Here is a 17,923-nt window from a genome sequence, read left to right as displayed (position 1 = left end):
CGATATTTTAAATTGGGGTATTAAATGGACAAAGAAACTCTACTCTTGACAGTCATTGGTACTATCCTTGGTTCAGTGGCAACAATTATTTTCCAGAAAGCATACAAGGCTATAGGAGATACTATCTCTTCAATATTAGAAAAACTAAAAATACGCTTTTACTTGAATATATCATGGTATAACAGGATATCACAGAAGTATTGTAACAATTTAGTTAAATATATCAGTAAAACTGAAAGACTCCCCTGCGCTGATGATCGTGGAAGTGATACTCGAATATTTGTTTCATCGTCAGTCCAATACTATATGAAGGATCCGTATTACGATACAACTTCGGAAATATTGAAAGCTGGTAGTTGTATTCTGCTTGGGAATCCAGGTTGCGGGAAATCAACTTCATTAAAGGCGATAGCTTTTACTTTGGCATCACAATACAAAGCCACCAAAGATAAGGAGGTAACCGCTCAGACTCCCTCTCCAAATTTTAATCCTGAAGATGAGAAATCAAAGAGTTATGTCCAAATTGGGCCAAAATCCGGAGAGGAGGTTGAACGCTTACATAAAAAATTAATTCCAGTCATTATCGAGATAAAACGCTTTAATGAAGTAAAAAACCTCGATGACAAAAGTATCATGGATCAAATTGAAGCCTGTTTTTCCCGTAGTGATATACCTAATGCGTTACCTTTTATAAAAGAGCTAATAAAACAACGCAAACTAATTATATTGTTTGACGGATTAGATGAAATATGTCATGAGAGGAGGTTTACCATACGCGATATGATAAACGATTTCATTACCCAAACTAAATTCGAGATTTCTGTTGTAATTAGTTGTCGAACTAGAGCTTATCGTAGAGATGAATTTCCAGGAATCTGCAAAGTATTTGATCTGTGCGATTTTGATGATAAACAAATAAGGGATTACTTGGACATCAATTCTAGCTGCTTGAATGCTGAACCAAATCGAATTCTAGCATCCATCAAATTAACACCTCGTATTCACCAATTAGCAAGAAATCCATTTTATTTGCGCTTGATGATAGAATTACATAGTGAGTGTAATTTTTCTATTCCTCACTCAAGAACCAGTTTTTTGGATCGCACGATTGACAAACTGCTTCAAAAGAGGGAAGAGTTGTGTTCAACACGGTTTTCTATTGATCAAAAGAAACTTGTGTTGCAACATATTGCGCTTGCATTCCAGGATCTATGCATCCCTGGTGATGAGCAATTATTAAGCGGAATGGTCTTAAGGGAACATACCGAGAATGCATTAAAAAGTATTGGAAAAGATGAAAATGACGCCAGTGATCTTATTGATGATTTTGTCCATGTCCATGGAATACTCGTCGAAATAGAAGGAGGTGGAGGATGCATGTTTATACATCAGTTGATACAGGAGTATTTTGTGGCAAAATGTTTTATTGATGATGGCGATAGTTTATTGAAACGCTTTTCAGTAGATAATGAAAGATATAGAGAGGTAATGCGAATATGGTTCGGCTTTAACCGTAATTGTACGCCTTGGCTAGACGAGGTTTTCCGTCGGTATCCTCGTTGGGCATTTGAGTTATTAGCGGAAGTAAAAGATGTATCATCAGATCTTGTTCGTCAATTACTTGACTCCCTTTCAGATGATTTAAAATCACTTTGTTATCCGACACCAGGTGAAAACAATAATATTCCCGAAATATTTGAAAGGGAAACCTCGGAATTTAGTTTGGCACTAGCTGCCATTGCTACATCGGAAACCTGGTGGGGTCAGGAGGTTTATAAAAAATTAGAAAGTCTAGTTGATGATTTTGATGTAAAGAAACCTGCCTATATTATTTCTGTAGCTGCACTGTCAAAGACATATAAACAGGAGGCGGCATCTACTCTGGTTGAATCACTTAAAAAACTGAATGAGGAAATATTAGCTGTAAGCGAGAAAATGAATAAAATCAAATCGCTTGTTGACCATCCTCTTAATATAGTGCCATTATATTCTCCAGCAGCCTCACTTGCCTACCTGATACGGAGAGGGTATCTCCCTGATTTTGACATGTATGTAGCGCCAAGATTTTTTGAATTACTTGATGAAAAAGATAAATTGTCAATCATCCTTAAGAATTTTGGAGGCATAAAGCAAAAACTCTTGTTTGAGTCGGCAAGAATGGGTGATGTAGCTATTGATGCAATATCGGAGTTACCTGACCTTTACGAGGATGGTAAAAAGGATGCGTGCGATATCTTGTCGGGCATCCAAAGTGAAAGAGCGATGAAGTTGCTCAGTAAATTATTAAACTGATTACTAAACGAAAGGCGGTTTCTAATGAAAGAGACATATTCAGCAAAACCGCCACCACCCTAGATCCAGTATCCACAATCCGATCCGGTCTGGGGAGGATGGAGACAAGGCATCAACGAAGCCTGGCTCCATGATGTTTGGCTGCCCTTCTGGCGAAATATCCACACCGGAAGCAAGGGCCGCGTTTCTCGATCGCAACCCGCCGCCAACCGATGAGTGGAGGGTGTATTTAAAGCAATATTGGTGCAGGTAGAAATCGGACAAAGACGGGCTTATGGCCGGTGGCATACCAAAATATGAAAGAGCTTCGTTTCGAGTGGGATGAGAAGAAAGACAAAGCCAATCAAAGAAAACATGGAGTATCTTTTGGTGAAGCGCGCACTGTCTTTTATGACGAGAATGCAATCCAATTCTACGATCCTGATCATTCAGGTGAAGAAGACCGCTTTATTCTACTTGGGTTGAGTTTTAAACCACAGGTACTTGTTGTTTGCCACTGTATTCAAGGGAGTGAAACAGTCGTGCGTATTATTTCTGCAAGAAGGGCGAATAAACGCGAGGAACCGGAGTATTGGAGGCAGCGAAAATGAGAGATCACTACGACTTTTCTGAAATGAAAGGCCGAAAAAATCCTTTCACTAAATACCTAAAACAACCTGTAACCATGAGATTAGACCGGGATACCGTGGCTTATTTCAAATCCATGGCAGAAGAAACAGGCATTCCATACCAAGGCCTAATCAATTTGTACCTCCGTGATTGTGCGCTACATCATCGCAAGCTCAAAATGGAATGGGCTTCCGAATAAATGCCCCTTTGATCTTGAAGCAAGAGCTTGTCTTCGCATGAGCGGTCAAAAATATCCTCTGGAATTCCTAAAAATTGCTTGAGAGCGTCGAAGCAAAACGACCGAAAACCGTAATCGACCACATTCTGAAGCACGGGCAGATAACGACAGAGGAACTTAAAGACACATATGGCTACAATCATCCGCCGAGAGCGACCAGAGATGTCCGCGAACAGGGCATTCCCATTAAAACGTTATCGCATCACAGGTACGGATGGTAGGAAAATAGTCACATCATGAAATTTGAATGGGATGTTAAGAAAGAAAAAAACGAACATTCAGAAACATGGGGCTAGGTTTGAACAGGCTGCTTATGTTTTTGCCGATCCTTTTGCGCTGAACAAATACGATGCGGAACATTCGCATGAAGAAGATAGGTGGATAATATTGGGGAAATCGTTGAACGAAGTTATTCTCGTTGTTGTCCATATGTTCAGAGACGATGACGGTGCTGAGTCTGTGAGAATCATCGGTGCTAGAAAGGCAACTAAACGCGAGCAACTGGTATACCAAAAAAGGCGCCCATAATGAAAGACGAGTATGATTTTACCGATGCCGAACAGGGAAAGTTCTATAGACCATTGGAAGAGCTGGACATACCCATCTATTTGGATAAAGAAGTAAAAAACTTTGGCTCTTTATGGATTCCGGACTGCTTTGGAGTGCGCCGGCAAAGCGGCGCGTCTGAATCAAACCTCGACAACGGGGATACCAGCGGCGTTTGCCGGAAATCCGGGCACTTAAGGTTTCACCCGCGCCGCGGCGACGGCGCTTTCCCCTGGCCACAGCGCCCTTACTTGGAACGGAGGTGTCGCCAAATCCAAAGCGGCGGCGGGCTTGTGCCCCTTGGCCGACACCCCAGTTATGCCAAGCGCTGTAGGTTCCGGTAAGCACTGGGGCAAGGTTGCCGCCGCACTCCAAAACGTCCGGTGGTACCCTTCCATGATCCCTGACAGTCCGGAATCCATAAAGAGCCAAACTTTTTTATCAATAAACTGCGTGTAACCGAACGTCCATATTCCTTAAACGAAATCGTTAACTCGCTGCTGAAGAAAGACATAGAAATATCCAGTCGATTAACGAATCAGCGCAAGGACCGTAGGCTGGGGTGAGGAACGAACCCCAGCTTCTTTCGGTATACGAGAATGGGAATGCCGGGGTTCGCAAGCTCACCCCAGCCTACGAGCTGCCGACATCCTGTCCACAGGGATGCGCTGAGTCGGTACCGCCGAGATGGGTGATGCGGTGGTGATGGCGATGGGTGATCGGGTTTGAACTACCCAGATCCAGAGGAAAGGAACATGTAACCCGGCCGGAGTATCACCCAACAATGAACTCCACTATAAAGGCACCTTGAATTTCCCAAGGTGCTCAAGGAGAAATAGAAGTGCCGGAAATCGATAAAATCAAAGAAGAAATAGGCTGGCTGAAAGTGGTATTCGGCTTATTGGTAGCTGTTGATATTTCACTCATCGGCTGGACAGCACAAAACTTTGCCAAAACCTCCACTCTGCAGCTATCTTTGGCGACATTTCTGGTCGCTTTGATTACTTGGGGTATTATTGCAGTTAACCGCCGTGCCTATAGAAAAATCGATGAATTAGGAGATTTATGATGGGTGAACTGATTGTTACTCTCATGCTGCTGATCTTCATTGTCGGTATAGCCATAGTCATCAAGGATGTGCTCGACCATGCGAAGAAATAGGGCATAAACCGAGAGATGTGGGAACGAGCCAATACTTGTAGGGGCGGAAATTTTTTCGCTCCTACGAATGCGGTTATGGAAATTCTTCTGATATTCATCACGTGATGATATTCACCACAGATATCAGGAGAATATAATCACATCATGAAATTTGAATGGGATGTTAAGAAAGAAAAAACGAACATTCAGAAACATGGGGTTAGGTTTGAACAGGCTGCTTATGTTTTTGCCGATCCTTTTGCGCTGAACAAATACGATGCGGAACATTCGCATGAAGAGGATAGGTGGATAATATTGGGGAAATCGTTGAATGAAGTTATTCTCGTTGTTGTCCATATGTTCAGAGATGATGTAGGGTACTGAGCTTATAAGAATCATCAGTGCTAGAAAGGCAACTAAATGCGAGCAATTGGTATACCAAAAAAGGCGCCCACAATGAAAGACGAGTATGATTTTACCGATGCCGAACAGGGAAAGTTCTATAGACCATTGGAAGAGCTGGACATACCTATCTATTTGGATAAAGAAGTAAAAAACTTTTTTATCAATAAATTGCGTACAACCGAACGTCCATATTCCTTAAACGAAATCGTTAACTCGCTGCTGAAGAAAAACATAGAAATATCCAGTCGATTAACGAATTAGCGCAAGGACCATAGGCTGGGGTGAGGAACGAACCCCAGCTTCTTTCGGTATACGAGAATGGGAATGCCGGGGTTCGCAAGCTCACCCCAGCCTACGAGCTGACACCCTATCCGAAACGGGAAGCAGGATAGGATTCAATGCCGTTAAGTCAAGCGTCATCGGTGCCGTTTGTGATTGATCGCTGTTTTTCATTCGCCCTCTCCCCAACCCCTCTCCCACCGGGAGGGTGTCGTAAAAGGTGACGCCCGACGCGGTCTTTCTCGTTCCCACACGCCGCGTGGGAACGCGGAAGCTCCGCACCGCGGAGAGAATCAGGCTGTGTCCACCATGCGTATACCCGGGAACTAAACCTGCCAGTTGTCCAGCGTTATCTGGTGCAGCCCAGAAGGCGTCTGCTCTGACCGTTGCCGACAGCTGCTCATTGGGTCCGTAAGCCGTCTGAAAGACGGCGCTCCCAGCCGGCCTGGGACCGCCGACATTTTGTCGGCTCCCGCGACCACCGATATTTCGTTGGCCCTTCTGGCTAGCGGCTAGAACCTGAATGCCGAGTTGCTGGTCCAAATGGTCATCAGTCATGGGGATAGAGAGCTTACGTTCCGAAGCCTCCGCGACCGGGATCCGGGATGCTGCTGCACGAGAACAATGACTTCACCCTGGAGCGCGACGGGCGCTTTCTGTGCGCCACCCTCAAACGCCCGTATTGGGTCCTGAGCAATTGCCACGTCAACGGCGGTCTACGCGAAGACCTCACCCCATCGAACGCAAAGGGGAAGGCCACGGTGGCACCAGCGTCACCATGGTCTTCATCAAAGCGCTCCTAGCGGCGGCGGTTGCGGTCCAACCCGATCGCTGCGCCGAATTCCGCAACGACCTGCAAACGCAGCAGGAACGCGATCCCGGCAGCCTTGCAACCCTGGCCGTGATCCGCGGCTTCTCCGCCAAATGGAGCTGATTCCCCACTTGGCGCTGGTGTTGGCCGCTTGTGTGGCCGACGGTCTGTTTGGGGATCCGGTGTATAAACTGCACCCGATCCGGCTCTTGGGGGCTTGGAGTCTGCTGTGGGAGAAGCTCCTCCTCGCCGGCGGCCTCAACGGCCACCTCGGCGGCATCATCCACTGGGCCCTGGTCGTGGGCGCGGCACTGCTGGCCTGGTGGGCGCTTCATCGCCTGCTCGTGCTCTGGCACCCTTGGGCGGCCTGGGCTTGGGATGCCTGCATCGCCTACAGTCTGCTCTGCCTGCGCGATCTGCTGGCGCACGGTCGCCGGGTCCTGACCAGTCTGGATGATCTGCCGGAAGCCAGGCGCCAAGTCGCCATGCTGGTCGGCCGCGATACCCAACGGTTGGACCCTGGCGGTGTCGTCCGCGCGACCATCGAGAGTCTGTCGGAGAATCTCACCGATGGGGTGCTGACGCCGCTGTGGGCACTGTGCCTGTTCGGCCTGCCGGGGTTGATCTTGGTCAAGGCGGTCTCCAGTCTCGATTCCATGGTCGGCTACCGCAACGAGCGCTACCGCCGCTTCGGCTGGGCCGCCGCCCGTTCGGACGATCTGGTCCACTGGCTGCCGGCACGGCTGTCGGTACCCCTGATCGCCCTGGCCGCGGTCTTGCTGCGCCTGCACCCGCGGCTGGCCTTCAGTGCTGCCCGGCGCTGGCACCGGATGCTGGCGAGCCCCAATTCGGGTTGGAGCGAGGCCGCCTGCGCGGGTGCCCTGCGGGTACGCCTGATCGGCCCCATCAGCTATCAGGGAAGGGGCGTCAACGAGGCATTCATGGGTGATGAGGACTGGCCGGCTAACCTCGAGGGCAGTCACCTTGACCAGGCCTTACGCCTGACTCTTGTCTGCGGTCTCCTGGCCCTGGCATTCGGCCTCGGTTTCATCCTTTGTGTCCACCTGCTTTGGCCCTGGATGTGGAATTCCCGACCCTGGTAAGGGGGCTGCTTAGAGGCTGTCTAAAAACCAACTCATTGATTTTGCTTGATATGGCGTGACCAATCCGATCGCAATAAAGCCCTTGATCCCCCTCTCCTCCAAGGGCGCGAGGGAGCCAACCGGGCAAGTTCTTAGACAGTCTCTCAGGCTCCGGGGTAGCGGTTAAATTCGAGTGGCATGGCTGGTGCGACCTAATTATTCAGACCCGCCACTTAACCATTACCCCCCACCCCAGGGCAACCGAAAGATAAACACTGCTGAAACAATCGCTTGGCATGGAAGCGAATCGGGTAGGTTGGGCCAAGACGCGCTGCCGAGCCGGCGTTCGAGCCCAGGGTCCATAGCGCGCCGTGCCCAACAGATGGATCGATGGGCACGCTGCGCTTGGTGCATCCTAACCAGCCGCCGCGGTGCGGAAACCGCTGCGGAATGACCGAAACCTTGAGTTCAGTTTGATAGACGTTTGCTTTGCCCATCCTACGGGCGTTGCCCAACCGCCTGCCGTGAGCTGGGATCTTCGGGTGCCGAAACCGGCGCACGCAACGCTATGCAGGTCGTTCATGTTCCGGTTCGGATGCCTAAGAGGTTGTCTAAAAATTAAGATACTGATTTTAGGGTATAAAATCTGAAAATTTCGCGCTCGTTCCCACGCTCCAGCGTGGGAACGCCGTCTTGTCCGCTCCAGCGGACGCAGCTTCTCGGTGCTGATAGGCGTTGGCGGTTAGCCTACCAGGCGCTTAATCGACGCTGGAGCGTCAGATCCCTCCTCCGTCGGGACCAGGTCTGCTCCCACGCTGGAGCCTGGGGAGCCAGCCGAAAATCAATGCCAGTAGAAAATCAATTAGGTTAGTTTTTAGACAGCCTCTAAGGCATCGAGGTAACCTGCTGCTTGCTGGCGAGTTATCATTCGGTTGCCCTGCCCCCACCCCCATGGAGCACACCGTGACGGATCGGTTACGATATACTTAAAATCCATTGCCACAATCCCGGATGCGTAGCCCATGGGCCGCGCGCTCTACCTAAGAAGAAGGTTTACTCGATGCCTGATTACAACGCCGAGGACATCCGCAACATCGCTCTGGCCGGCCATTCCGATGCCGGCAAGACCACCCTGGTAGAGGCCCTGCTCACCGCCACCGGGGTCATCGTGGAGCCGGGAAGCATCGAGAAAGGCACCACCGTCTGCGACTTCGATGCCCTGGAGAAGGAGCACCTGCACTCCCTTGACGTGGGCATCACCAGCTTCGACGCCCAGGGCAAGCACGTCAATCTGATCGATACCCCGGGGCTCCCCGACTTCCTGGGCCGCGGCATCTCCGTGTTGTCTGCGGTGGAGACTACCGCCATCCTGATCAATGCCCGCACCGGGATCGAGCCCGTCACTCAGCGTATGTGGAAGGCGGCTGAAAATCGCAACCTGTGCCGGATGATCATCGTCAACAAGATCGACGCCGAGGGGGTGAACCTAGGCGAGCTGACCGCTCAGATCCAAGACACCTTCGGTGCCGAGTGCCTGCCCATCGACCTGCCGGCGGACGGTGGCAAGCAGGTGATCGACTGCTTCTTCCAACCCGGCGCCGATGCAACCGATTTCTCCTCCGTCGAGGAGGCCCACAGCCAGATCATCGACCAAGTGGTCGAGGTCGACGAGGAGCTCATGGAGCTCTATCTGGAGCAGGGCGAGGAGTTGGCACCGGAGCAGCTGCACGCCCCCTTCGAGAAGGCCCTGCGCGAGGCCCATCTGATCCCGATCTGCTTCGTCTCGGCCCAGACCGGCACCGGCATCCCCGAGCTGCTGAACATCCTGGCCCGGTTGATGCCGAACCCGTCCGAAGGCAATCCGCCCCCCTATGTAAAGGGCGAGGGAGCCGACGCGGAACCCGTCAGTATCAGCCCGGATCCCGAGCGGCATACCCTGGCCCATGTCTTCAAGGTGATCAACGATCCCTTCCGCGGCAAACTCGGGATCTTTCGTATCCACCAAGGTCGGGTTACCGGGGATACCCAGCTCTTCATCGGCGACGCCCGCAAGGCGTTCAAGGTCAATCACCTGTTCCGCCTGCACGGCAACGAGCAGATCGAGGTGAAAGCGGGTGGGCCCGGCGACATCTTGGCGGTAGCCCGGGTGGAGGATATCCGTTTCGATGCGGTACTTCACGACTCCCACGACGAGGATCACTACCACCTGCACCCCATCGAGTGCCCGGTCCCCCTGTTCGGGCTGGCCATCACGCCCACCAAGCATGGCGACGAGCAGAAGCTTACCGACGCCCTGCACAAGCTGGAGTCGGAGGACCCCTGCTTCCGCGTGGAGCACAATGCCGCGGCCAACGAGACCGTCATGCGCGGACTCGGCGAGCTGCACCTGCGGGTGCTGCTGCGACGCCTCGCAGAGCAGTTCCATGTGGAGGTGGACACCAAGCCGCCGAGCATCGCCTATCGGGAGACCATCACTACTCCGGCCGAAGGGCACCATCGGCACAAGAAGCAGACCGGCGGTGCCGGTCAGTTCGGCGAGGTCTATCTGCGCATCGAACCCCGGGAGCGGGGTCAGGGCTTTGAGTTCGTGGACGCCGTGGTCGGCGGCGTCATCCCCAACCAGTTCATCCCCTCCGTGGAAAAGGGCGTGCGCCAGATCTTGCAGGAGGGTGCCGTGGCCGGCTACCCGATGCAGGACATCCGGGTCACCGTCTATGACGGCAAGTACCACCCGGTGGATTCTAAGGACATCGCCTTCGCCACCGCCGGTAAGAAGGCCTTCCAAGACGCCGTGGACAAGGCCAAGCCGGTGATCCTCGAGCCCATCGTTAAGATCCGCATCCTGGCCCAAGACAGCGCCATGGGCGACCTGGCAGGGGACCTCTCGGGTCGTCGTGGACGCATCAGCGGCAGCGAGGCCAAGAGCCTGGGCCGGATCGCCATCGACGGCGAGGTCCCGCTGGCGGAGCTGGAAGGCTACGAATCGCGGCTCAAATCCATGACCGGCGGCGAAGGCACCTATACGATCGAGCTGAGCCACTATGAGGCGGTCCCGGCAAGCATCCAAAAGCAGCTCCAGGATGCCTTTCAGCGCTCGGAAGACTAGCCCGTGCCTGTCCCAGGTCTCACCGGGGTGGGCGGCGGTGCTTCGGTTTTCGCTTGGGTTCAACGGGTTGCAGATTGTTTATCGGCAAATTCGGAGAGGGTCTATTCTGAATTTCTCATCGCCCTTCCCTCATCCCGGATACAAGCATAGGAGGCACGGCGCCCGTGTCGGCGCCGCACCGATGAGGCGAGTCAACACGATCGAACGGTCCCATGTTGCACCAGATATCCAACGGCACCCGCCGGGACATAAAGGGCAAGCCCCGGGTCTACTATGACGGTTACTGGATCAAATACTACGAGCCGCCGGCCGACAATCTGGAGGCCAAGAAGCAGCTGATTCATGCCCTGACGCGACGGCTCTTCAACCATGTGGAGCACGGGATCAATATCCCCGGCATCCGCCTCAATGAAGCCCGACAGGCCTACGAGCGGGAGATGGACCCGGAGCGCAAACGGGTGGCGGGCGCCATGCTGGCCGGAGCGCTCTTCAACCGGGCTACGGACATCTTCACCAAGGTCGTGGAGCTGCAGGAGTTCGGGGTGGAGATCACCTCAGACGATGCCCTGATGGATCAATGCGGCAAATACCTGCTGGAGGCCCTGGAGCTCGGGCGCCTGGTCCGCCACCGCAGCGGCGACGAGGGTCTGGACGAGCTCTGGGGTGAGCCGTTCCGGGCCTTCTCCATCCCGGTGAGGGACTTTTATGAAAGTCGCTATCTGAAGATTGCGCAGACCATGTGCCACATCGACCGCATCGCCGATGTCATGGTAGATACGTGCGCGGATGAAGGGTCCTTCCCCGGTGTCGATCTGCATATCCGGGAGCTTGCCGACGCGGCTAAGGAGAAATGCGAGACCTTGCGCACCGATCCGGCGATCTTCGAGGTGTGGCCGACTTTTGTCGTCGCTGGTGAACGGTTGTGCCGGCTCGAGCCGCAGCTACCGCAACACGCCTCGGAGGAACGGATACGGCGCACACGGCGGGCCCGTGCCCTCATCCGCGACGGTGTCTCCCTGATCCGGCATATTGCCCGTGCGCGGGTCCCCATGCCCAAGAGCACGCGCGAGTATCTGGAGCAGTGCCACCACTTCCGGCTTGCCGCTGAGCAGGGCCCTCATCCTGCGCACTGCTTGTCTGAGGTCTCGATCGCAGCCGCAACCTCACATATTCTGTGTCAGCAATAGCAGGAATCCTCGTCCTGGGCCGTGTTGACATTTAACCTAACCGTTTGTTTTTCATATGTTAGGTAGCCGCAATGCTCAAGCGGTCCGCACAGCGGACCCTACCCTAACCACTTGATTGACTGTAGGGTCCGCTGTGCGGACCTTCTAAATGTCAACACGCCCCAGTACACCTGCGCACAAAATTCGGAAACATGAACGCAAATCGAAGCGATTTAATCTGCGTCCATCCACCTTTAGTTGCGGCAAAAAACCGGCCCGCTACTCCCCAGGGAGCGCGTGCGGTCAACCTGCTTGTTCAGGAGAATTTTCATGGATAACTCTCTATATGATAATGATTTTTACGGTTGGACCAAACAACAGGCAGAATTACTGAGAGCGGGAAAGCTGGCATACTCCGATGTTAGTAATATTGCCGAAGAAATCGAAGATATGGGGAAAAACCTGAAGCGTGAACTGGAGAACCGATTGAAGATACTTTTCATTCATCTGCTCAAGTGGCAGTACCAGCCCACATATCGGGGGAATAGCTGGCGCTACAGTATCGAAGAAGAACGTGCCGAGCTGGCCGACCATATAAACGACAACCCGAGTCTTAAATTCAAGCTGCCGGAGGCCATGCAACGCGGTTACAAATATGCCGTTAGCGGTGCCGCCAAAGAAACCGGGCTATCGAAAACCACATTTCCTGATACCTGCCCCTGGTCTTTTGAGCAGACCATGGATAACGAATCTTTCCCGGAATAGGCGGGGAACTCGCCTTATACTGATGTAGGCTGAGTAGGCAGCCACAATCCTTCCAGCTCGATGGATACTGCTTCGAACGGTGGTACGGCAACCTGGTCAGTACCGGCGAAGCGGCCGATTTCAAGCCAGTCACCGGCTTCCAGTCGGTACGCCTCCAAAGTGTGCTTGATCGGATCGATCAGCCAAGCGTATTGCACACCGTAATATGCGTATAACGGCAGCTTGATCTGGCGATCTCTGCCCTCGGTTGAAGGAGAAAGGATCTCGCAAACCCAGTCGGGGACCACCTCAAAGCGATGCTCCGTGGTTGGTGGCATCGGCATTCGCTCACGTCGCCAGCCGGCCAGGTCCGGAACGGTAACCTCATTGTCATGTACAAAGTGGACCTCTGGCTCAATAAAGATCCACCAACCACCCGGACCCCCGTTGCCTTTGTGAAAAGGGCCAAGTAATTCGGCACCCAACATAAAGCCGGCAGTCGCATGCACTCCGGAAGGTCGCGGTTGGGTATAGAGCTGTCCGTTCAAGATCTCCCCGGTCATACCTTCGGACAGGGCCTCAAGGGACTCGTAGAGAGTCGGTTTGGTTTGTGGTTGCATCTTAGCCACCTGAGAGTGAGCGCCCGACGGGGGGTTACTACCCGCTGCCCACCGCTTGAGCCAGCGAGAATTAAACGCGTATAAATCCTCCCGAGAACATGATCTTGTAGGTTGGGCAAGGGCCGTAAGATGTGGTGAGCGCAGCGAACCGCATCTTTGGACGGTGCGCCGTGCCCAACGAAATGTTGATGTTGGGCACGCCGGATCGTCCCTGATCCGGCTTTGCCCAACCTACGAGCCGGCAGGATGCCGGCGCTCCCGGCTTTGCCCAATCGACACGGCTGGTAGTAACTTGTTAATCAAAAAGAAATTTATACGCGCCCGCCCTGCAAGTTCGGACCCGCTTGAGACACTTTCCTTGCCTCGGTTGGCTCTATGGTCTCCCCTATAGATTGAAAAAATGCATTGAATCTCTTAATCCTTTGCGCCAGTATATCAGCCGCGGTTCTGGCTACGTGGAGGAGATGTTTGTCAATTGTCGTCCTGGCAATATCGGCAACTCAGCTGAGGCTCAGTTCGGCGGTCCCGGTGGGACGGGACTTGACGACAATCGCTTCACGTAATCCTTGGCAGGTGTTTTGGAGAGAACCATGAACTCTAACTTCTGGTCTCTGAAATGGCGGAGGGTGTTTGTCGGCCTATTCCTTTTACTTTCGATATGCTTGATGCTGTTGATACTTTTTAATGAGCATACGCTCGATTCTGTGGCGGACAATTTTGGGAAGCTCGATTTTGTGGCGAGCAATTGTGAGAAGCTCGCTTGTGAGAAGCTCGCTGCTGAAGATTTAGTGCAGACATTCGCATTCTTCATCCTCGTTATATTGCTTGCGTTATTTATCCTTTATTTGCCTTTGGAAGATTTTCGGAAAGGGGTTGTTTTGGTTTTTTTTCTCGGAATACCGGTCATGTTGATGCTGTTTTGGTTTCCGCCTGTCGACATCTGTAAAGAAGGGAAAGCAGAATCCTGCCTTAAAGAAATCGAATTCGAAAAGCGATTCGGTGTGAGTAACCCAAAAGAATTATCAATCTTCGAATTTACAGAAAGTGATATTATATTAGCAGAACACAACAAGGCTGTCGAAGAGATCAAACTCAGGATCGAAAGGGAGGATGATTGGTTTCACCAAAAATTCCTTCTCGTAGGGATGCTATTGTTCGGTTTTGCCGCAAAACTTATCGTTGATTACTCCAGTTCAATGTCAACAGAATCAAAAAAAGGCGAGCAAACAAAAAAAGAACCGCCCGAAAGCAAGGGATCTACCGTTAACCATCCGGTATCAGCTGTGGTTGCGATATGTTTGGTTGTTGCCGTTGCAACCTGCATCGCTCTGGCGATAGACGCCCATCTTCGGAGCATAATCTCAGGAGCAGCGCAACTGGGCGTCTGGATCCATCGACACATAGAGGATCGATTTCTTCTTGAGTATACTTTTCTCGGGTGGGAGACGTTCATTCGACATGGTCATGCCGTACCGGACACCGGAGGTATGCACACGGATGTTATCTGGCGGTTTACCTGGCCCCACCTTCACATCATTACATGGCTGCTGTACTCGACTTATTTGTTCCTTTTGTTTCAGGCCTGGAAACAAATCAAGATCGACAAAGACCCGGGCGATGTCCATAACAGATTGAAACTTCAACGGGAATGGCTGATAATTAGTTTCTGGTTCGTACATCTACTTCTCTTCGGTTTTGCATGGATGGCGCATGGTTATCCGAGTGCGTTTTTCACAAAGCCTTGGCCGTGGAGCTCAGTGTATGAGCAGTCGCAATTGCATCAGCCGTTTCTGTATGTGCTACTGAGTGCGATTCTAATGATGACGGTTTGGTGTTATTTGAAGATTTTGGATCGAAAGTACCGGTGAAAAGTATGAACACTTCATTCGACCGCATCACCATCGATCCTGAGCGGATGAACGGCCAACCCTGCATCCGTGGTATGCGCCTGACGGTGCACCGCGTGGTCGAAGCTGTCGCCCTCTACCCGGATCGCATCGAGCTCAAGCGGGAGTATCCGGAGCTTGAGGATGATAACATCCGCCAGGCCTTGGAATCGGAGAGCAACTCATGCGAGGGGCGATGGTGACGATTACCGAGCGTAGCATCCGCCTGTGGCGAGATGCGTGAGAAAAGCCTCCACCTCCGGCGCGCCCATCTCCGCGGGATGACGCTTGGCGTGAAACAAGATAAAGCGGCGAATCCAATCCGGATTGGCTTGCTCGGTGCGGATGCTGTCGTGCTTAAAACGGATTGTATCCCGCACCTGGTCGAGCAGGCGGGGCTTGGTCTGCGTTCCGGCGGAGGGGGTATTTCCCCTGTCAATACCTGACGGGTTTGTCCTATATATCGGCAATATATACAGGCACTTGCGAACAGGCAAGCAGATTAGACCTCACTTTTGACGTATTTTCTTACGTCGTTTTTGAGGTCTACTTGTAGTTAGCTGACAAAGGTAGTTTTTAATAATCTTCCCATCGAAACCAATAGACAAGAAAGGATGGCAGATCAATGAGCGAAACTATTGTTGTAGCAATTATTGCCGCAGTTATTGGTGCTTTAGGTGCCGTTATTGCTGCTGGTTTTGCGGAGGTAGTGAAACATTGGCTCAAGGAAAAGAAACCAGATTTTAAGAGAATCAAGATCATTATACCTGTTTTCGTTGTATCAATTACCGTCGGTGCTGTTGTTGGCCCGACAATAAACGATCATTTCACCACAGTCGATACAGGTTCATTCAATTTAGAGGCTGATGAGGAGAGAAGATTTAGTTTTTTTCTAGAGGCAAAAGGTTTTCGGGGAGGGGAAAATATATCATTTGCAGCTAGCAATGGCGATTGTGATAGATCTTCAAGTTATGTGGTTTATTTCATATGGGGGAAATTTGTTTCCGAGGAAATATTGATGGAATGCGGTAAAGGCCAAAATGCTGAAAAAGAATTTTTTACAGGTTTTGGGGGCGGAAATGTTGAACTAGAAGCTATTTTTAAGATTTATAATGAAAAAGCAAAAAGACCGGTAACTAACGCGAGCTTGAGAATATCGTATGGTACTAAAGGACATAAACTTAAATGGATTGAGCAGTAAATGATTGCAGCTAACAAAAGCCTCCAGCCGACCGCCTAAAGCGCCGCTCGCTTCGCTTGCGTCGCATTAGGCGGCGGCTGAGGCGTAACGTTAGGTCAACCGACTATCTAGTGAGAAATACAATTATGAGTTTAGTCATAGATAATCAAATTTTACAAGCAGCACATATTTCAGAAAACGGCTTGAGAGCAGAAATCGCCGTATTACTTTATCAACAGGAACGGTTAACATTAGCACAGGCTGCCCATATGTGTGATTTTTCTCGTTATCGGTTTCAGCATCTACTCGCAAGCAGAGGCATCAAAATACATTATGATGTGGAGGACTTTGAACAAGACCTTGATACATTAAAATATCTGAGTCGATTATGATTGTCGCAAGTGATGCATCTCCGATAATTGCATTATCCGCAATCGGTCAATTATCATTATTGTCAAAACTTTACGAAGGAATACTTATCCCTCAACATGTGTATAATGAAATGATCACACCTATTTCAGATCTGCCAGGGAAAATTGAAATCCAAAATTCCAACTGGATTAAAGTGGTATCAGTTACAAATCGCATTTTGGTACAAGCTTTGGAGATCGAGCTCGATAGAGGAGAAGCTGAAGCTATTGTGTTAGCATTGGAACAAGATGCCGATTTATTATTGGTCGATGAGCGTCGTGGGCGGCTGGTAGCACGGCGATTAAACCTGAAAGTAGTAGGTGTCATTGGTGTTTTAGTGGAAGCAAAAACGAAAGGGTATATTAAAACACTTGCACCATTATTGGAACGTTTGCAATTGGGAGCAGGTTTTCGTTTAAGTAATGCATTGGTTAAACGTGTATTGCTGGAGGTAGGAGAATAAGATCGGACCGACGAGGCGTGAACTTCTTGTGCAGTGCAAAAAGTTGACTCATTTGTAAAGATTCGGGTCCCTCAAGGAATCCTAGATGGAAGTTCGCCGTAGTTGTTCGCTCAGGAGACCGAGGCAACAAGTCGTCCGCAGATCTTAACTCATTGTTTCTGAATGTGTTGATGAAGATATTCATGAAGTTGAAAAAGAAGCAATCGTTGTGGTATATAAAGCGAGTCGCCGTATTTAAACACGGCGACTCGCCGTCTACTACCTGTTATGTTTTGCAGAATGCGAAGTCGTATGCCTAATCTTTGCGCTTTATGTGGAATAAATCTAGCAACCACCAAGGATCATATTCCACCACGCGGAATTTATCCAAAAGCCATAAGACATGGCATTAACTTCAATACCGTACCTGCGTGCAAGGAATGTAATAATGGGGCTTCCATGGATGATGAAGAATTCAAAATGTTTGTAGGTTTCAATACAGGTGAGTATCAAGAGCATCCTGAAATAGTTATTGATTCACTAGCGGGAACAATTGGAAATAATAAAAAGATTGCTAACCAGATTTTTGCAACAAAAAAGAATGTTTACGCGTACCGTGGAAGGTCGGTTTTAGAACCTGCCGTTGCAGTAATGTTTAATGGTAGAAAATTGTCTAAAGTAATTTCAAGAGTTATAAGAGGTCTGTATTGGGAGAAAAAAGGCAAAGCATTAGGTTATAAATCTGATATTCAAATATTTATGCCACAATATATGCAATCAGAATTTTTTAGATCAATGAAAGATGTCATGGACTGTAGCTCACCAAACTATCTAAATAGAAAAACATTTGTGTACAAATGTCAGTTTTGCGAGGACGGTTCTAGCATATGGGGTATGCAGTTTTTCAAGAAACTATCAATTTTTGGTTATGCTGAAGCACCAAAAACATAGGAAAAGGGGTCAGAG

The 17,923-nt window shown here is 50.4% G+C and carries 23 protein-coding genes; 21 read left to right on the top strand and 2 right to left on the bottom strand.

What is annotated here, in order from left to right:
* Nucleotides 1-24 precede the first annotated feature (24 nt).
* The 15 genes from E1958_RS13550 (at nt 25) to E1958_RS13480 (ending at nt 12,439) form a co-directional block, all read left to right on the top strand.
* A complete protein-coding gene (locus tag E1958_RS13550; RefSeq protein WP_133512339.1) occupies nt 25-2,292 on the top strand; it encodes an NACHT domain-containing protein in 2,268 nt (755 codons plus the stop codon).
* Between the two features lie 296 nt (nt 2,293-2,588).
* Nucleotides 2,589-2,882 (top strand): BrnT family toxin, encoded by a 294-nt coding sequence (locus E1958_RS13540; protein WP_133512338.1) that lies wholly within the window; start codon nt 2,589-2,591, stop codon nt 2,880-2,882.
* On the top strand, nt 2,879-3,100 hold the full coding sequence (locus E1958_RS13535) for a BrnA antitoxin family protein (RefSeq protein ID WP_089727161.1): 222 nt from the start codon (nt 2,879-2,881) through the stop codon (nt 3,098-3,100). Before E1958_RS13540 ends, E1958_RS13535 begins: the two co-directional genes overlap by 4 nt.
* Nucleotides 3,101-3,174: 74 nt before the next feature.
* Nucleotides 3,175-3,360 (top strand): helix-turn-helix domain-containing protein, encoded by a 186-nt coding sequence (locus tag E1958_RS22055; protein ID WP_369334486.1) that lies wholly within the window; start codon nt 3,175-3,177, stop codon nt 3,358-3,360.
* Between the two features lie 31 nt (nt 3,361-3,391).
* A complete protein-coding gene (locus E1958_RS13525) occupies nt 3,392-3,667 on the top strand; it encodes a BrnT family toxin (RefSeq protein ID WP_207787707.1) in 276 nt (91 codons plus the stop codon).
* Nucleotides 3,667-4,029, top strand: coding sequence for a hypothetical protein (locus E1958_RS13520; protein ID WP_133512337.1), 363 nt, complete (start codon nt 3,667-3,669; stop codon nt 4,027-4,029). Before E1958_RS13525 ends, E1958_RS13520 begins: the two co-directional genes overlap by 1 nt.
* A gap of 497 nt (nt 4,030-4,526) precedes the next feature.
* The gene (locus E1958_RS13515) at nt 4,527-4,754 is read left to right on the top strand and encodes a hypothetical protein (RefSeq protein WP_089726162.1); all 228 of its coding nucleotides are present in this window, start codon (nt 4,527-4,529) and stop codon (nt 4,752-4,754) included.
* A gap of 236 nt (nt 4,755-4,990) precedes the next feature.
* Nucleotides 4,991-5,209 (top strand): BrnT family toxin, encoded by a 219-nt coding sequence (locus E1958_RS13510; RefSeq protein ID WP_207787706.1) that lies wholly within the window; start codon nt 4,991-4,993, stop codon nt 5,207-5,209.
* A 72-nt stretch (nt 5,210-5,281) separates the two neighbouring features.
* Nucleotides 5,282-5,491 carry a hypothetical protein gene (locus E1958_RS13505; protein ID WP_133512336.1) on the top strand — a complete coding sequence of 70 codons (210 nt, stop codon included), beginning with the start codon at nt 5,282-5,284 and terminating at the stop codon, nt 5,489-5,491.
* 623 nt (nt 5,492-6,114) lie between these two features.
* Nucleotides 6,115-6,312 (top strand): hypothetical protein, encoded by a 198-nt coding sequence (locus tag E1958_RS13500; protein WP_133512335.1) that lies wholly within the window; start codon nt 6,115-6,117, stop codon nt 6,310-6,312.
* The gene (locus tag E1958_RS20370; protein WP_165741804.1) at nt 6,288-6,443 is read left to right on the top strand and encodes a hypothetical protein; all 156 of its coding nucleotides are present in this window, start codon (nt 6,288-6,290) and stop codon (nt 6,441-6,443) included. The genes E1958_RS13500 and E1958_RS20370 overlap by 25 nt, the downstream gene beginning before the upstream one ends.
* Nucleotides 6,434-7,423 carry an adenosylcobinamide-phosphate synthase CbiB gene (gene cbiB, locus E1958_RS13495; protein WP_133512334.1) on the top strand — a complete coding sequence of 330 codons (990 nt, stop codon included), beginning with the start codon at nt 6,434-6,436 and terminating at the stop codon, nt 7,421-7,423. The genes E1958_RS20370 and cbiB overlap by 10 nt, the downstream gene beginning before the upstream one ends.
* A 1,039-nt stretch (nt 7,424-8,462) precedes the next feature.
* Entirely contained in the window at nt 8,463-10,508 is a 2,046-nt protein-coding gene (fusA, locus tag E1958_RS13490) for an elongation factor G (protein ID WP_133512333.1), read from the top strand.
* A gap of 212 nt (nt 10,509-10,720) precedes the next feature.
* A complete protein-coding gene (locus E1958_RS13485; protein WP_243448388.1) occupies nt 10,721-11,695 on the top strand; it encodes a hypothetical protein in 975 nt (324 codons plus the stop codon).
* A gap of 309 nt (nt 11,696-12,004) precedes the next feature.
* Nucleotides 12,005-12,439 (top strand): DUF29 domain-containing protein, encoded by a 435-nt coding sequence (locus E1958_RS13480; RefSeq protein ID WP_133512332.1) that lies wholly within the window; start codon nt 12,005-12,007, stop codon nt 12,437-12,439.
* A gap of 14 nt (nt 12,440-12,453) precedes the next feature.
* Here E1958_RS13480 and E1958_RS13475 read toward each other — a convergent pair whose 3' ends face one another.
* Nucleotides 12,454-13,038 (bottom strand): Uma2 family endonuclease, encoded by a 585-nt coding sequence (locus E1958_RS13475; RefSeq protein ID WP_089725921.1) that lies wholly within the window; start codon nt 13,036-13,038, stop codon nt 12,454-12,456.
* Nucleotides 13,039-13,703: 665 nt separating this feature from the next.
* Between E1958_RS13475 and E1958_RS13470 the strand changes: the two genes are divergently transcribed.
* Together E1958_RS13470 and E1958_RS13465 are read left to right on the top strand one after the other, a co-directional pair.
* The gene (locus E1958_RS13470) at nt 13,704-14,906 is read left to right on the top strand and encodes a hypothetical protein (RefSeq protein ID WP_133512331.1); all 1,203 of its coding nucleotides are present in this window, start codon (nt 13,704-13,706) and stop codon (nt 14,904-14,906) included.
* A gap of 5 nt (nt 14,907-14,911) precedes the next feature.
* The gene (locus tag E1958_RS13465) at nt 14,912-15,127 is read left to right on the top strand and encodes a DUF433 domain-containing protein (RefSeq protein WP_133512330.1); all 216 of its coding nucleotides are present in this window, start codon (nt 14,912-14,914) and stop codon (nt 15,125-15,127) included.
* Between the two features lie 3 nt (nt 15,128-15,130).
* On the opposite strand, the gene E1958_RS13460 is transcribed toward E1958_RS13465, so the two are convergent.
* The gene (locus E1958_RS13460) at nt 15,131-15,304 is read right to left on the bottom strand and encodes a phage integrase N-terminal SAM-like domain-containing protein (RefSeq protein WP_243725274.1); all 174 of its coding nucleotides are present in this window, start codon (nt 15,302-15,304) and stop codon (nt 15,131-15,133) included.
* A 245-nt stretch (nt 15,305-15,549) separates the two neighbouring features.
* Between E1958_RS13460 and E1958_RS13455 the strand changes: the two genes are divergently transcribed.
* The 4 genes from E1958_RS13455 to E1958_RS13440 all read left to right on the top strand — a co-directional run bounded on the left by E1958_RS13455 (nt 15,550) and on the right by E1958_RS13440 (nt 17,908).
* Nucleotides 15,550-16,125 carry a hypothetical protein gene (locus E1958_RS13455; RefSeq protein ID WP_089726144.1) on the top strand — a complete coding sequence of 192 codons (576 nt, stop codon included), beginning with the start codon at nt 15,550-15,552 and terminating at the stop codon, nt 16,123-16,125.
* A 125-nt stretch (nt 16,126-16,250) separates the two neighbouring features.
* Nucleotides 16,251-16,496 (top strand): UPF0175 family protein, encoded by a 246-nt coding sequence (locus tag E1958_RS13450; RefSeq protein ID WP_089726143.1) that lies wholly within the window; start codon nt 16,251-16,253, stop codon nt 16,494-16,496.
* A complete protein-coding gene (locus E1958_RS13445) occupies nt 16,493-16,978 on the top strand; it encodes a PIN domain-containing protein (protein ID WP_133512329.1) in 486 nt (161 codons plus the stop codon). Before E1958_RS13450 ends, E1958_RS13445 begins: the two co-directional genes overlap by 4 nt.
* A gap of 291 nt (nt 16,979-17,269) precedes the next feature.
* The gene (locus tag E1958_RS13440; RefSeq protein ID WP_133512328.1) at nt 17,270-17,908 is read left to right on the top strand and encodes a hypothetical protein; all 639 of its coding nucleotides are present in this window, start codon (nt 17,270-17,272) and stop codon (nt 17,906-17,908) included.
* Nucleotides 17,909-17,923 lie beyond the last annotated feature (15 nt).

Origin of the sequence: Candidatus Thiosymbion oneisti (assembly GCF_004359955.1) — a bacterium.
Lineage (GTDB): Bacteria > Pseudomonadota > Gammaproteobacteria > Chromatiales > Chromatiaceae > Thiosymbion > Thiosymbion oneisti.
Note: the sequence above shows the minus strand (reverse complement) of the source record. Positions and strands in the feature narration are given on the sequence as shown.